Origin of the sequence: Leptolyngbya sp. Heron Island J (genome assembly GCF_000482245.1) — a bacterium.
Classification (GTDB): domain Bacteria; phylum Cyanobacteriota; class Cyanobacteriia; order Phormidesmidales; family Phormidesmidaceae; genus Leptothoe.
The window spans coordinates 24111-38543 of the sequence record NZ_AWNH01000060.1; the positions used below are offsets into that span (position 1 = coordinate 24111).

At 48.7% G+C, this 14433-nt stretch carries 13 protein-coding genes; 10 read left to right on the forward strand and 3 right to left on the reverse strand.

Annotation, left to right across the window (positions count from 1 at the left end):
- Positions 1 to 192 precede the first annotated feature (192 nt).
- From rimO to N836_RS56425, 10 genes are all read left to right on the forward strand, one after another.
- Entirely contained in the window at positions 193 to 1554 is a 1362-nt protein-coding gene (gene rimO, locus N836_RS56385) for a 30S ribosomal protein S12 methylthiotransferase RimO (protein WP_031293134.1), read from the forward strand.
- Between the two features lie 39 nt (positions 1555 to 1593).
- Positions 1594 to 2991 (forward strand): DEAD/DEAH box helicase, encoded by a 1398-nt coding sequence (locus tag N836_RS56390; RefSeq protein ID WP_023073685.1) that lies wholly within the window; start codon positions 1594 to 1596, stop codon positions 2989 to 2991.
- A gap of 108 nt (positions 2992 to 3099) precedes the next feature.
- Complete coding sequence (locus tag N836_RS56395) at positions 3100 to 3312, forward strand: hypothetical protein (RefSeq protein ID WP_023073686.1); 213 nt, start codon at positions 3100 to 3102, stop codon at positions 3310 to 3312.
- A gap of 93 nt (positions 3313 to 3405) precedes the next feature.
- Positions 3406 to 3996, forward strand: a complete 591-nt coding sequence (locus tag N836_RS56400) for a Tic20 family protein (RefSeq protein WP_235071115.1) — start codon at positions 3406 to 3408, stop codon at positions 3994 to 3996.
- Between the two features lie 122 nt (positions 3997 to 4118).
- Positions 4119 to 4463: a 30S ribosomal protein S6 gene (gene rpsF, locus N836_RS56405; protein ID WP_031293135.1), complete on the forward strand. Its 345-nt coding sequence runs from the start codon at positions 4119 to 4121 to the stop codon at positions 4461 to 4463.
- A gap of 444 nt (positions 4464 to 4907) precedes the next feature.
- A complete protein-coding gene (locus tag N836_RS56410; RefSeq protein WP_023073689.1) occupies positions 4908 to 5465 on the forward strand; it encodes an Npun_F5560 family protein in 558 nt (185 codons plus the stop codon).
- Positions 5466 to 5690: 225 nt separating this feature from the next.
- Entirely contained in the window at positions 5691 to 6332 is a 642-nt protein-coding gene (locus N836_RS56415; protein ID WP_023073690.1) for a DedA family protein, read from the forward strand.
- 118 nt (positions 6333 to 6450) lie between these two features.
- Positions 6451 to 6585, forward strand: coding sequence for a hypothetical protein (locus tag N836_RS77915; protein ID WP_023073691.1), 135 nt, complete (start codon positions 6451 to 6453; stop codon positions 6583 to 6585).
- Positions 6585 to 7130, forward strand: coding sequence for a bifunctional adenosylcobinamide kinase/adenosylcobinamide-phosphate guanylyltransferase (gene cobU, locus N836_RS56420; RefSeq protein ID WP_023073692.1), 546 nt, complete (start codon positions 6585 to 6587; stop codon positions 7128 to 7130). The genes N836_RS77915 and cobU overlap by 1 nt, the downstream gene beginning before the upstream one ends.
- Before the next feature lie 183 nt (positions 7131 to 7313).
- On the forward strand, positions 7314 to 7814 hold the full coding sequence (locus N836_RS56425; RefSeq protein ID WP_023073693.1) for a hypothetical protein: 501 nt from the start codon (positions 7314 to 7316) through the stop codon (positions 7812 to 7814).
- Positions 7815 to 7868: 54 nt separating this feature from the next.
- Here the strand turns inward: N836_RS56425 and N836_RS56430 are convergent, their stop codons facing one another.
- From N836_RS56430 to N836_RS56440, 3 genes are all read right to left on the reverse strand, one after another.
- Positions 7869 to 8804 carry a ribonuclease Z gene (locus N836_RS56430; protein WP_031293138.1) on the reverse strand — a complete coding sequence of 312 codons (936 nt, stop codon included), beginning with the start codon at positions 8802 to 8804 and terminating at the stop codon, positions 7869 to 7871.
- A 517-nt stretch (positions 8805 to 9321) separates the two neighbouring features.
- Positions 9322 to 10155: a hypothetical protein gene (locus N836_RS73495; RefSeq protein WP_152532178.1), complete on the reverse strand. Its 834-nt coding sequence runs from the start codon at positions 10153 to 10155 to the stop codon at positions 9322 to 9324.
- A gap of 102 nt (positions 10156 to 10257) precedes the next feature.
- Positions 10258 to 14124: a hypothetical protein gene (locus N836_RS56440; RefSeq protein WP_152532179.1), complete on the reverse strand. Its 3867-nt coding sequence runs from the start codon at positions 14122 to 14124 to the stop codon at positions 10258 to 10260.
- Positions 14125 to 14433: the final 309 nt, after the last annotated feature.

Sequence of the window (14433 nt, forward strand, 5' to 3'; positions counted from 1 at the left end):
CAAGGTTTCCTAAGCAAATCAACTTTTTCCATGGGCATTCCACAGAATTGTATAGTTATGTTATAATTTCTTTAGTTGGGCAAAAACAATCGCTATCTGTTCAAATTTTGGATGATAGGGTAGGGTGCTAAGTCATCCGTGCGATCGCAACGCCTGCTTCGGAGACTAGCATTTTGTTTCTCACAAGAATTTATGGTTCGTAAACCAACTGTCGCCATTTCTCACCTGGGTTGTGAGAAGAACCGAGTTGACACTGAGCATATGCTGGGACTGCTCGTTAAAGCTGGTTACCAAGTTGATGCAAATGAAGAGCTTGCCGATTACGTTATCGTTAACACCTGCAGCTTTATAGAAGATGCTCGTCGAGAGTCGGTTCGTACCCTGGTAGAGCTGGCAGAGGCGAAGAAAAAAGTTGTGATCACAGGATGCCTGGCTCAGCATTTTCAATCGGAGCTGCTTGACGAGATTCCAGAAGCTGTTGCATTAGTAGGCACAGGAGACTATCACCGAATTGTTAATGTCATTGAGCGCGCTGAAGCAGGCGAACGGGTTAAAGCTGTTTCTAGCGAGCCAACTTACATTGCCGACGAAACGGTTCCCCGCTATCGCACCACTAGCGAAGGAGTAGCCTATGTTCGAGTTGCTGAAGGTTGTGACTATCGCTGTGCTTTTTGCATAATTCCCCATTTGCGCGGTAATCAACGCTCTCGACCGATCGAGTCAATTGTGGCCGAAGCGCATCAGCTCGCTGCTGAAGGTGTGCAGGAATTGGTATTGATCTCGCAAATTACCACCAACTACGGTGTTGATCTCTACGGTAAACCCAAGCTGGCAGAGCTTTTGCGAGCTTTGGGTGATGTGGACGTTCCTTGGATTCGGATGCATTATGCCTATCCTACGGGGCTAACCCCGGATGTGCTGGATGCCATTCGTGAGACGCCTAATGTTTTGCCTTATTTAGATTTGCCTTTGCAACATTCTCACCCAGAGATACTACGGGCAATGAATCGACCCTGGCAGGGACGCGTAAATGATGACATTATTCAACGGCTAAAAACTGCTTTGCCGGATGCCGTCCTACGCACCACATTTATTGTTGGTTTCCCAGGCGAAACAGAGTCTCATTTTGATCATCTCAAGGCGTTCATACAACGTCATGAGTTTGATCACGTTGGTGTATTTACCTTTTCTGCTGAAGCGGGGACCCCAGCAGCTAATTTACCAAATCAAATTGATCCAGCAGTGATGCATCAGCGGCGGGAAGATCTGATGCTGACTCAGCAGGAAATTTCTTTTAGGCGGAATCAAATGCAAATTGGCAGAGTTGTGGATGTTTTGGTTGAGCAAGAGAACCCCAGCCAGGATCAATGCATTGGCCGATCTGCTCGTTTTGCTCCCGATGTTGATGGTCTGGTCTATGTCAAAGGTGCACCCCCCTTGGCGCAGATAGTACCTGTACAGATTACTGGAGCGGACACCTATGACCTCTTTGGTACTGTCGCGACCGACCATACCAATGCTCTCATGCCAACGCCTGCAAGTGTTTCTCTTTAAAAATCCCGCCTGCACTCAATTGACCTCAAAGGAGTCTAAATGACATTGTCTTTTGCTGACCTCGGGTTGTCTGAACCCCAAGCTCAACATTTGGATGAACTTGGCTTTAAAGAGCCTACCCCTATTCAAGCCCAAGCAATTCCTCACATGCTTGCCGGGCATGATGTCGTGGGTCTAGCCCAGACTGGAACTGGCAAAACGGCTGCTTTTTCCCTACCTATTTTGGAGCAGCTGAATGTCAATAAGCGTGCTGTACAGGCATTGGTGCTGACACCTACCCGTGAGCTTGCCATGCAGGTTTGCCAGGCTGTGCAAGGCCTCAAGCACAGCTCTCAGCTGCGGATATTGCCTGTCTATGGTGGTCAATCCATCGAACGTCAGCTCAGTCAGCTACGTCGTGGTGTACATATGGTAGTGGGCACCCCGGGGCGAATTTTAGATTTACTCAGTCGAGGCGCGCTCAGTTTTGAACAACTTAGTTGGTTAGTCTTAGACGAAGCGGATGAAATGCTCAATATGGGCTTTATCCAGGACGTTGAAAATATTCTCAGTCATGCTCCTGCAGAGCGGCAAACAGCCTTTTTCTCTGCCACTATGGAACCGGCAATACGTGAGCTGGCTGCCAAATTTCTCAAGTCGCCAGTTACCGTTAAGGTTAAGGCTCAAAACACAGCGCCTAAGCGGATTACTCAGCTCGCCTATGTAGTGCCCCCCGGTTGGAGTAAGCCCCGTGCCCTCATGCCGATTCTGGAAATGGAAGATCCAGAATCGGCCATTATTTTTGTGCGAACTCGTCGTACTGCCGCCGAACTAACTCGTCAGCTGCAGTTTGCTGGTCACAGTGTGGACGAATATCACGGTGATCTCAATCAGGCTCAGCGAGAGCGTCTGTTGTTGCGCTTTAAGCAGGGACAGGTCCGGTGGGTAGTGGCTACCGACATTGCTGCTCGAGGTATTCATGTGGACAACTTGACCCATGTGATTAACTATGAGCTGCCTGATAATTTAGACAGCTATGTCCATCGCATTGGTCGAACCGGTCGTGCGGGTCAAGAAGGTCGAGCTGTTTCCATTGTTCATCCCTTAGAAAAGTATCAGCTACGTCAGATTGAGCGTCGCCTCAAGCAAGAACTAGATTTTTGCAAAGTGCCTACTCGCGCGGAAATTGCTGCTCGTTCTCTTGAGAAATTGCAGAAGCAGGTCAAAGAGGCCGTTACTAGTGAACGCCTAGCCTCATTTTTGCCTATCGTTTCTCAGCTTACTGAAGAGTACGATCCCCACACAGTTGCGGCGGCAGCTTTGCAAATGGCTTACGATCAGACTCGCCCAGCTTGGATGCGTGGTGAAGAGGAGTCATCTTACATGGCTGCAGAAGAACCGCGTCGTCAGCGTAGCCGTCGTGCTCGTCGTCGTCGCCAGATTGAAACATCTGCTTAATAAGGTTTATTGCTTGCGTTCAGTTAAAAACTGAACAAAGTTATGCGCAATACATCTACACCTCGCCTAAGATGGGCTTATAGCCTGTCTTAGGTGGGGTGTCATACTATGTTGGTGATTCTGCTAGACAATCAGGTGATTCCGTCAACGGCTGTCTGCGGCAGTTGTCTAATGGCTAATCAGAGTGGTCAGCCTCGGGTACGTGATGGCAAGTTAGGCTGTGCCAGCCAATTAGAATCGGCTACAACGTTGCCTCAATACCAGTGTCAGATGGGGTTTCGGTTAGCCAATATCGAATCATTTCAGCAGTGCGAGATTTAGCGAGTTGCTGTCCGTGTGGCCGTCTGGTAGACGTAATGACTTTACAGAAACCGTACGACGCCTGAGAAAAGCTGCGCTATGCTGAGGAAAGCTTTGGGCAATTACGGTAGCTTGTGCAGTTTCCGTTACTGCTGCAACGCTTTTTGTTTACTACTTTATTCCTTTTCAAGTATTCCTATGACTTGGCGCAGCACAACTGAAACCTCGGACAAGCTCCTTGGAAGCTTGCCCTACCTCTTGCCTTTGCTTGACGCTATTCTTGTAGGCAGAGCCCTTTTTAAGCTGATTGCAAACTTCCCAGTGTTAGCCCCTGTAGGTGAGGTTCTCTGGCTTTTGACTACACCTGTTAGGATTGCTTACAGTTTAATGCCATTGGGTCTAGGCTCACTTGTGGTCTTCTTTGCTCTGTTCCTGTTAGTGGTGCGGAATCCAAATATCAGTCACTTTATTCGCTTCAACACACTACAGGCAATTTTAATTGGTTTCATTATTTCTATTGGTGGCCTTTTACTGGGCTTGCTTCAGCTTCCTGGTCTAGAACTAATCATTGATTCTTTCTACAACGTCTTGCTGTTTGGTGGCTTAGCGGCGGTTGGCTACTCAATTTTTCAGTGTTTAATGGGTCGCTATCCAGAGATTCCTACTATTTCAGAAGCTGTCAATATCCAAATCGGCAGATTTTAAAGGATCTAGAGGGCTTAGCTAGTTGGTCTAGTCATGTTGAACCGTGCTGTATTCCTGTTAGGATGATAAGTCCTTGCTTGGCTGCGACTGGTAGCCAAGCCATTGAGTCCACAAGGAGTAGCATGAGTAATTTTTACGAAACGATGTATATTCTGCGGCCTGATATTAGCGATGAGGCTGTCGATAATACCATTGGTAAATACCAGGGCATGATTAAGGATAAGGGTGGTGAGGTCTTAGAAACCCAGCATCGTGGCAAGCGGCGGTTGTCCTACGAAATTAATCGCTACCGCGAAGGTATCTATATTCAGATGAATTATCAGGCACCCGGAGACACAATTGCTCCTATGGAGCGGGATATGCGTCTGAGTGAAGATGTTATTCGCTATCTGACTCTAGTAGTTGACGAACCTCAAGAAGCTGAAGCTGATGAGGCTCCTTCTCAGGCTGCACCTCTAGGTTCTTAGGTTCACTTAGCAGGGTTTTAGCTAACGATTGATTGATCTTGAGCCTGACGTAAATATTTTTTAGATAGAGGGTTGTGGTTCCGTTAGAGGAGCTACGACCTTCTATCTTTTGGAGAAAATTACAAACCTAAAGTATAAAAGCCTTGCATTTTGCGAAATTGGTGCTAAATTTGTGGGCACTCGGGTGTTAGAGTTTTAATCCCCTTAAGGCAAGTAGCTGTGTGTGCCTTTGGTCTGCCAATTTTACATGGTTGATTTTTGCCAATGTTGGGATTTTTAATCGTCAGCATCGTAATTGTCTGCTGGTATGCCAGGATGCTTTTGGTTTAAGCTGCTGGTTTTCTCAATGTTTACCTGTTAGTAATTCCGCTGTTGGCTAGTCAACGATTTGAATTAGTTGGCAACAGCTTTAGAAGTCCTTGTTATTACTGTAGGAGTGATCTCGTGGCCCAATTGACTAAGTTAAGAACATCTGATGCTCAGGTGGAAGTTGCTCGTTTGCAAGAAGAGTTGCACATGAGAGATCAGCTGGTCCAACAGCTGTCTCAAGAACTCTTTCGCCTGGTTAAAGGTAATCAGGACTTTTTGCCGTCAGCGGATGTTTCTGATCGTCATCAGGCTGAGGTTAGGGCTTTGCGGGAGCAGCTCCAGGGTGTGGAAACTCAGGTAGCGTTTTACCAGGATCAGATTAAAAGCCGGGATGAGGAGATTCATCAAATGCGACAGACAGTTCAGGAGCTGACTGATCGCACTCGAATGTTGGAGCAGGTGGTACAAGAACTCCCGAAAATTTATAAGCAAAAGTTCTCTGAGCGGATGCTGGCGGTTAAGGAGCGGGTTGCTCGTATTCAGCAGGAGAATCGTCAGCTGAATGCAGAGTTGCAAAATGTTAGCTACCGTTTGGCTGTGAGAACTCGTCGTACGCAGCACTGTCTTGATTTACCTACATTTCCTCAATCCATGTTAGGAGTTACGCCAATGGCTAGCTTTTCCGAAGCTTAATTTTTAGCGGTGATTAATCCTTTAACTTGGTCATAAACCTTCCCCACGGGGAAGGTTTTTTAAATGATGATTTTGCTGGTGAGGTTAGGGTTTTTACGGTCACTTCTTTGTATAGAAATGGGATCGTATACGGTCATTTAGATGAAATTCAGTGGTTTTCATCACGTCAGTTCCCACGACTGTAAGAAAAAATGAATAAAATAGAAGAAAGATAAACCCGCCTCTATGCATACTGTCTCGCTGACGTTTGACTTTTTTTCCCTCGAAACGATCGAAGCATTGGCCCAAGACTATGGCTACTGGGCCATTTTTTTTGGCATCATGCTTGAGAATATGGGGTTGCCCTTGCCAGGAGAAACCGTGACCCTGGTCGGTGGCTTTTTAGCTGGTAGTGAAGAACTTCTCTATCGTTGGGTTTTGTCCAGTGCGATCGCAGGTGCTGTCCTTGGCGATAGTATGGGCTACTGGATCGGGTTTTATGGCGGCTGGCCTTTGTTATTGAAGTTGGGCAGTCTATTTCGCATTGATGAAGCGGCCCTGGTCAATATTCGAGAACAGTTTAGTCAGAATGCCGATAAAGCAGTGATTTTTGGCCGATTTGTAGCGTTACTGCGTATTTTCGCTGGTCCCTTAGCGGGGATTGCCCAAATGCCCTATTGGAAGTTTTTATTATGTAATTTGTTAGGGGCTAGCCTGTGGGGCACTGCCATGGTGACCTTGGCATTTTTTGTAGGTCGCTTAATTCCCCTGGCTACGCTGGTGGGGTGGGTGGCCCAATTCACTGTAGCCGCCCTTGTGCTTGTGGTTCTCTGGGTTTCCGTTTTTTGGTGGTTAGAGCGTCGGCAGCATACCCCAGCACCCGACTGATCCGATTATTTGCCTAGGATGACGTTACATCAACGGGATTGATTTTGAGTGCATCCGCCGATGTAATCTGTGCTGTACCAGTGGAATAATTGGCACAGTTAGCACGCAGGATATACCAATGAGCGGCGTTGAATTAATTATCTTTTGGGCAGGACCAGCGGTTGGATTAGCTATTTCTCTGGCTGCCTGGCTCTATGAAGGACATGCCACAGCCCATGGGAATAGTAGTCAGCCTAACCATGATTCGGTTTAATGTCTAAGGTGATTTTGGTGACAGGTCCAACCCGTTCTGGTAAGAGTGAATGGGCTGAACATTGGGCTCAACAAAGTCAAAAATCAGTGATTTACATTGCCACCTCAACAGTATCTGCCGACGATCTTGAGTGGCAGCAGCGTATTGAGCGGCATCAAAAGCGTCGACCCATAGGCTGGCAAACCAAAGAAGTGCCTAAAAACCTGGTACAAGCTATCCAAGCTGCCGACCAAAACGATTGCTTATTAGTAGATTCTTTGGGGACCTGGTTGGCCAACCTTCTCGATCAGGATGAGTCATTCTGGTACCAATGTGTTGAGGAACTCATTGCCATTCTCAGTGCGCCTCCTTGTGATGTGATTTTGGTAGCTGAAGAGACTGGTTGGGGCGTGGTGCCTGCCCATCCCCTGGGGCGTATATTTCGGGATCGGCTTGGGGATTTGGTGCGACGGGTTGGTGCGATCTCAACTCAAGTCTATCTAGTTACGGGTGGTTATGCCCTCGACCTAACGCAGTTCGGTACACCGCTGCCGCCCAAGGCTTAATCTTTTGGCGAAGGACGGCAGCATGAGAACAGGGGAATGAATCAGAACCATCTGAATATGTGCACATATCACATACATTGAGAATAGGTTAACGTCTGCGTTCTTCTAAAAATGGAGCGTTAGGATAAAACTGTGACAGTCAACGTGCTGTAGTAAATGTTGTTTCACAGTACGAGGTGGTCTATGGCGTCCCTTAGAGAAGTTCAAGATTATTTAGCTTATTGGTTCCAGCTAGGTAAATCGGTGCACATCAAGAATGGGCGGAGTATTCAGAGACCAATTCCAGTATTAGAAGGTCATCAATTTAGCCGGGCGTTTCAAGATTGCTGGCGATCAATTATGGCTATTGAGGGTCGTGATTGTTACCTGGAAGGTACTCAGGAGACTATTGAGCAGCTGCTATCCCCGCAATGGGAAATTACTAGTTGTCCCCGCTGTAGCATTCCAACAGCCATGTCTGCAGTGATGCCAGTGGCTCAGCTTTGCCCCTGTGGCGATATCGATACTTGGCCCAATGATGACCTGCCTGCTCCTCACATGCCAATTAATAACAGAAGACACTTTAGTCGGCTGAAAACGCGGCTAAATGAGCATCCTCGCTGTGATCAGCCCCATAAATGCGCATCTGAAGATCATCAGCCTGGTGATGTCAGCAAAGTTGTTGTTAACAACGATGAAAAATAGACATGGGCAGCTCCCTATTGTCGAGGGGTTTGTCAGCCCTCGCTTTATGAGTGATCAGCTCACCGTTCGCTCTACGTCATGAACGTAAAAGTCGTGGGCCATCAGTGTATTTGGGAAAATTGCTTTAGCTTCTGACAGTAAGTCCTTAAGCTGAATTGTGTTGCCAGGGGCGTAACGAGGGCTAAAGTGAGTGAGGATTAGTTGGTTCACTTGGGCGGCTAGAGCGACCTGAGCCGCCATAGTAGATGTGGAATGGAGTCGCTGATAGGCTAGCTCAGCATCCTGGTGGGCAAAGGTCGATTCGTGGATGAGTACACTGGCGTGTTCGGAGAGTTCAATAGCGCGATCGCAAAAAATCGTATCGGTGCAGTACACCAATTTTCTACCCTGAATAGTCTCTCCGCACAGCTCAGTACCATTAATCATGCGACCATCCGGCAGAGTTACCACCTCACCGCGTTTCAGCCGTCCATAGATCGGTCCTGGTGCAATTCCTAATGCTGTAGCCCGTTTGACATCAAAATGACCTACGCGATCTTTTTCCACAATACGATAGCCAAAGGCTGGAACCCGATGCTCTAGTCGCTGACAATAAACCGTAAACTCACCGTCATCCAGTACCTTGCCAGGTTCTACCGTATGCACCTTAAACGGATAGGACAGATGGGTTTGGGAGTAACGACGGCAAGCCTGCAAATACTCATTCAATTTGGGCGGACCATAAATATCAATCCGCGATACGTTGCCTGCTAGGCCACAGCTAGCCAATAGCCCCATCAGGCCAAAAATATGATCACCGTGCATATGGGTGATAAAAATGCGGCGAATCTGGCTAGACTTCAAGTCGCTTTTGAGAAACTGATGTTGGGTGCCTTCACCACAATCCAGGAGCCATACTTCCGCACGCTGAGGCAGTCGCAGCGCAACGCTTGACACATTGCGTGCCCTAGTAGGAACACCGGAACTCGTACCAAGAAACGTAATTTGCAAGGGAAAATAGGGAGAATTGGAGAACAGGGCTGGCAGACCTCCCTCATTATCATCGACAGAGGCTAGATTTGAGTGTGACCTTGCTGTGTCAAGCTCGTTGACCTAAGTTAGCTCCACAAAACAACGACGTCGCCAGATACGGACAAAGTTTATACAAAATCTAGGGTTTTTCCCGTTAATGCATCAAGATTTCCTGACTTTTCTTTTGTCTTATTAATTTAGTTTGATGGGTCAACGCATTGGATGGCAACCTTTGAGTAGTTTTACTGAGTAACTACTACATGAACTCATCGCAATTTAGTAAAGATTCATCACAGAAAAAAGTGTACTGATTGTTACAATGTCGTACGGAGATTGATTAGACAGTGCGCACCCCGCATTTTCAACCACCTCCAAATGAGAGATAAACGCAAAGTCAAAAGACTTTTTAAATCGGTTCTGCAAGGGACCGATTTTTCTTTTCGCAAATTATTCTGAATTACTTTACGGCTGGACTATTGAGAAAAGCCATAGTTGCCTAGTTGTTGGAGCCCTGCGGCTTAACTAAAGCCTGCTGGAGATAGTGAATAAAATGATCGGTAGCATGCTCAATTAGAGCAGGCCGGATGCGTTGACGATAGGTGCGATTAAATATGCTGCCCTTAATTACATCGCGTTTGATTAATAGATAGGCCCGAATTCGTTCAGAAATACGTGAACGGACTTCTGAACCATTAATAATCATGCCTTCAGGGGATACCCTGGCACCAAACATATCCACCAGGTAACGCCGCACGGTGTTGGCGTAGTTTAGCCAGCGAGCTTCCAGAATAGCGGCTTTGACTGACAAGTCAGGGGTTTCGTACAGCAGTCGTCCAACGGCAAAGGCCACTAGGTCAGATGCATAGTCTTGTTCAGATGCAAATTTGTTTAACAGGTCGTTGAAAAGCTCTGGCTGATAGTTGGCAGCACCTTGTTTGTCGAGATACACCTCAATGGGTTGGGCTGTATCACCAATGGCGGCAGTATATTCACGACTGTCATAGCCCCGTCCAGTGAACACCTTTGACGTGACCCACAGAAAACCATCTGTGAGGGTGGACTTCAGGTTGCCTCCCCAAGTTTGGTCTGATAAGGCTGCCATAAAGTGAGCAAAGTCAATACTCTGCTCCATAAGCACAACGGATTGGTTGTCCAACTCACCGCTGATGAAGTCCGGATTGCTACCCGCTACCATCTCCCAAAATCTATTGGCATAGGAAGCGCGGGTGTAAGCCCGCAAAGACCGCACAATTTGAATTGATGATTGCCGGGGGCGCTGCTGCTGGTAATCGTCAATAAACTGCAGCATTTTGTCCAAAGGTGCTGACATTGGTTCACACGGCACAGGTAACTATGGATGCTAGGTTAGCGCTAAATGGTAAGGCCGTTAGCCATGATGAATGGCTTATTTACCCAAATTTGTGGGGGTGATCTACTCCCAGCTGCCGAGCAGGTCAGACCAGTGATTGAGAAGCTGACTAATCTGGGTCCGGCGTGCTTCAAATGTGGCGGCTACCCAAATGAGGGCAATACCGAGCAGAATGCCGATAGCCCAGAGCAGGCGACCATCGGTACTGATAAATATTGTGATGGTACGCAATATTTGTAGGACAAAGGTGAGGGTCCCGGTATAGAGATAGGCGCGTACCTGCATCATCAGACCAATGCCAATAAAGCCTCCACTAATCAGCAGACTCAGGCCGATAAACAGGGGGGAAGTCGTTTCAGCCTGAAACAAAGCTGTTAGCCCTATCAGTAGGGTGGCAAAGCTTCGTAAACGATGGCGTTCTTGACGAGCTGAAACAGGTTGCCAGTGAGAATCTACTTCGAGGATGTACAACACGGATAGCCCTAGCATGGTGCCTAGCCATAGTGGCGTCATCCATCCCTGGTTGATGAGGTAGCGTAATAATGACCAGTTGAGTAATCCCAAGCTGATATAGCTCAGGCGGACTGCCCGCCACTGTTTAGCCATGAGTGCATAAAAGGCTCCCACCAGTAGCAGGCTCTGGGTTTTCACCGTAAGTATGCTGAGAAGAGTTGCCATGACTGGCCAACTCAAGGCCATGCGTTGCCAGGGGCGTATAGGCCATCCCCAGCGTTGCCAGGGTAATCTGAGTATGATCAGGCTCAGACCACAGGTCAGTAATGCTCCCCAGCCCCCAATAAACGTTGGATTTGGTAGCAGCTGCACCGTGCCGTAGGGCAGGCTAATGGTGGCGATTATCAAACCACTCCAGGTCCATTGTTGTTGGTTTGGACGGCGATCGCTGGGGGCATCGTTAAGCTCCGGGGCAGAAACCCAGTGATAGTTACCTCGGAGTCCGGCATAGAGGATCAACAAACTGGCTGTGCTTAGCCAAAGCCATAGGCCTAGACGACTATGACCGCTGACCATGGCTATGGCGGCTAATGTCACCGCTAGCAACCAATGGAATAGCGAGACGATATTGACTTCAGTGGCTGTCAGCTGGCTGTAACGTTGCACCCAGCGATGGCAGAGCAAATACAGAGCTGCGATCGCACTTCCTACCAAGGCTAGTAACGTGAATCCATCCCCTGGCTGCCCACCACTAGTCTGTAGCATCCGGTATATCACCAGCTCATAGATACCCAGGGAAAGCAGCCCAAGACCGCCATACCTTAAAGGGTGTAAATCCGCTTGGCGGCTACCGATGGCCAGGGTCACAATACCCACAACAATTGCATAGAAACCGGTGGCTGCTGTGAAGCTTAGATGTCCCAGTGCTAGACCTAGAGCACCGTAAGTCAACGGGATGTAGTGCCAGCTTGATGGATAAGTTGGCTGTCTTCTGGCTACAGAGAGTGTGCCTAGCAGCTGGGTTAAGAGCCCCAATGCCACCATGGCAGCTCCTAATATTTGAGGACTGCTCTCCTGTTGCCAAAGCAGTAGCCCCATGGTCACTAGCAGTCCTACCCCAAAGGCCAGCTCCCAGTAGTTGAGATTTGTTAGCCGTTTGCTGACCAATCTCGATAGCAATAGGATGACGGCTGCTATACCGTAGCGTAAAAATAATTCAGTTCCACTAGCGCCGATAATCCAATCGATGAAATTGGGACCCAGACTATAGACGAGGGCCGTGATCAGAGTAAGGCCGAGATGTAATGCGATCGCTAACGTTTGACTCCAGCCCTGGCTGGCCGCACCGTAGGCTTGTAGCAAGGGCCGTGATTGGCGGCTGAGCTGTCGAGCCAGAATGCTAAGAATAGAGGCCAAGAAGGCCACGACTAGAAGGAACTGAGCACTCTTCTCCGGCCATGCTGGTGACAGCAGCCAAAGAGCACCCGTATGACCACCCCCAACAGCAAAGCCCACGGCCAGGACGGGCAGCGACGGTTGCCTAGGCCAGCGACAGCTATGGATTAGCAGGAGTCCAGCCCCTGTAAATAAGGCAATCGTAGCTGTCTGCCAGGAACTGAGCAGGAAAAGCTGTCCCCCTAAAGCCACGACCGCCAGTGTTGTGATCTGTTGGGGAGAACTGGCTTCCCGTCGGTAGAGCAGCCAAGTCAGTACCCCAGGCACTACCAACCAGCTCAGGTTGAACCAGCTACTCCAGGTGTTTAGCAAAAGGCTGTAAGCGATGACACTTAGTCCAATGCCCAGATACCAGGCTGACTGGCGACATTGCGGGTAACGAGTATCAGCAACACTGATGCACCATTCCACTGTTGTCAGGCCCAGAAAGATCAGAGCGTATTGCCAGGTACTCCAGTTGCCCAACCAGCCGCTGATAATATCCACACCACTGAGGCAGGTAACAATCGCTGATAGGTGGGTGCTGTAAATTAGCCATTTAGTAGCAGGTCGACGCAGACGGGTAATCATCCCGAGCGTGAGCGTTTGCCCAATCAGACTTAGCATTAACAAAAATGATTGAGCCTGGGGTAGTGTACAAAGCACCAATACGGGACTGATGCCAATGGCTAGTTTCTCAGTCAGCTGTGCCCAGGCAATCTGGTCTCTTTGCCGAAAACTTTTAGCTCCCAGCAGCATCACCCCGACATAGCCATACATCCACAAACCTGCAAAATGAATGGCGTTGACAGGTGCGATGCCAAAGCGTTCAACTACCGTGAGCAGGGTCTGTCGGAGGCCGATGGGTAAGGTTAACCAAACTAATCCACAGGCCTGCAGTCCGATCAGCCACAGCAGATATAAGGTACGCAGCTGATGACCTATTTCAGGTTGGTGTTTTAAGCGTCTCAGCAGGAGCCAAACTGCTAAGCCACTGACCCCTAATGCCTGCATTGGCTGCTGTGGAATGGTGACCAGCCAGCCGAAGAACATTAACCCTGCCCCTACCTGAGGCCACAGGGGATAGTGCAGTCTTAGGAGCATCCATCCACCTACACCCAGGGCTAGTCCCAGCTGAGACAGAGGAACCTGGGCTATCCATAGGCTGCGGGTTAGGAGAATGAGCAGTGCGATCGCAACTAAAATGCTTGCCGACTGAGACACCGACCCTTGGGGTTCATCTGTTTCAGAAACTTGAGTATTATCAGCTGCCCAGACCAGATTGACAGCGCTGCCTAAAGTGCCCAAGTAGGTTGCTAGCACTGGCCATGGTCCCAAGCCCCATCCCCAGTGCAACCAACTCAAACCCAGTAAATTCAACCCGGTGCGTCTTGATGAGGCTAGTGCCAGGGTGAGGACACTTAAGCCAATGCTGGCTAAACTGGCCAATCCGACTGCTGTATGTGCCAGTCTCAAATCATCCATCATCCACAGGTTTAAGGGAATCAGGAGCAGTGTTGCCGCCTTCAGCATTTGGGCTGTAGTTTGTAGTTTGGCTTGACCGGCTGCCCAGCAACTAGCGCCACCAAAGGCGAGGGTATAGACCAGCAAAATGGCATATTGGCCCAGAGGCGAAAAAGACTGCCATTGGCTGGCGGCCAACACTCCTGACGACACTATTACCAAAAACACGCCTAAAAACAGCAGCCACAGCACGCTAACTTCTGCCAGAAATGACTGCATCAGACGTGATTTAAAGCCTGAAAATAGAGGGGACCTGGCAGCTGTTGTGGCTTCACCCCTGACAGCCTCTGCCGCCGTTTCCTCAGGCAATGCTTGTCGCTCCTCGACTGGAACTTGATAGGGAATTGGCAGCTGACTACATAGCTTGTGCCCAATCCCAATCACTTGCTCTTCAGACAGTAGGCCCAGTCCTATCCAGCGATCTAACTCATCCAAAAGATAAGCGTGAGCTGCATCGGTTTCTAGATCAACCGGAATTTTTAGCCACATACCACACTCCACAGGCTGACGTTTTCTCATACGACGTCATCTTTTGATTGTGACTAGCCTATTCCCCAAAGCCAATGAGTGTAACGAAGCGTATATGGGGCGCTACGAGATTAGCGATATGCCTTGAACTACAGCGAAGTCAGCCGAAGTTTTCTTGGCAAGAGTCCTGATCTGCTGTCAAAAGAGAATATTTCTGTGTATCCCAGAGATACGCCAGGGCTGCCACCAGGGAATGTCCCTACAAGAATTTTCCCCGATGCTAATTTCTGATGGCCGCTCCCTGAACTGTTAAGTAATTTAACGTTGTACCTATTCGTGCTTAACAAAGCTGTTGCATTC

Excerpts from the sequence above, each read along its gene's own strand:
- N836_RS56425 (WP_023073693.1), top strand. The coding sequence starts at position 7,314 with ATGGCGTCCCTTAGAGAAGTTCAAGATTATTTAGCTTATTGGTTCCAG.
- rimO (WP_031293134.1), top strand. The coding sequence starts at position 193 with ATGGTTCGTAAACCAACTGTCGCCATTTCTCACCTGGGTTGTGAGAAG.
- N836_RS56395 (WP_023073686.1), top strand. The coding sequence starts at position 3,100 with ATGTTGGTGATTCTGCTAGACAATCAGGTGATTCCGTCAACGGCTGTC.
- N836_RS73495 (WP_152532178.1), bottom strand. The coding sequence starts at position 10,155 with ATGTCAGCACCTTTGGACAAAATGCTGCAGTTTATTGACGATTACCAG.
- cobU (WP_023073692.1), top strand. The coding sequence starts at position 6,585 with ATGTCTAAGGTGATTTTGGTGACAGGTCCAACCCGTTCTGGTAAGAGT.
- N836_RS56390 (WP_023073685.1), top strand. The coding sequence starts at position 1,594 with ATGACATTGTCTTTTGCTGACCTCGGGTTGTCTGAACCCCAAGCTCAA.
- N836_RS56440 (WP_152532179.1), bottom strand. The coding sequence starts at position 14,124 with ATGAGAAAACGTCAGCCTGTGGAGTGTGGTATGTGGCTAAAAATTCCG.
- N836_RS77915 (WP_023073691.1), top strand. The coding sequence starts at position 6,451 with ATGAGCGGCGTTGAATTAATTATCTTTTGGGCAGGACCAGCGGTTGGA.
- N836_RS56415 (WP_023073690.1), top strand. The coding sequence starts at position 5,691 with ATGCATACTGTCTCGCTGACGTTTGACTTTTTTTCCCTCGAAACGATC.
- rpsF (WP_031293135.1), top strand. The coding sequence starts at position 4,119 with ATGAGTAATTTTTACGAAACGATGTATATTCTGCGGCCTGATATTAGC.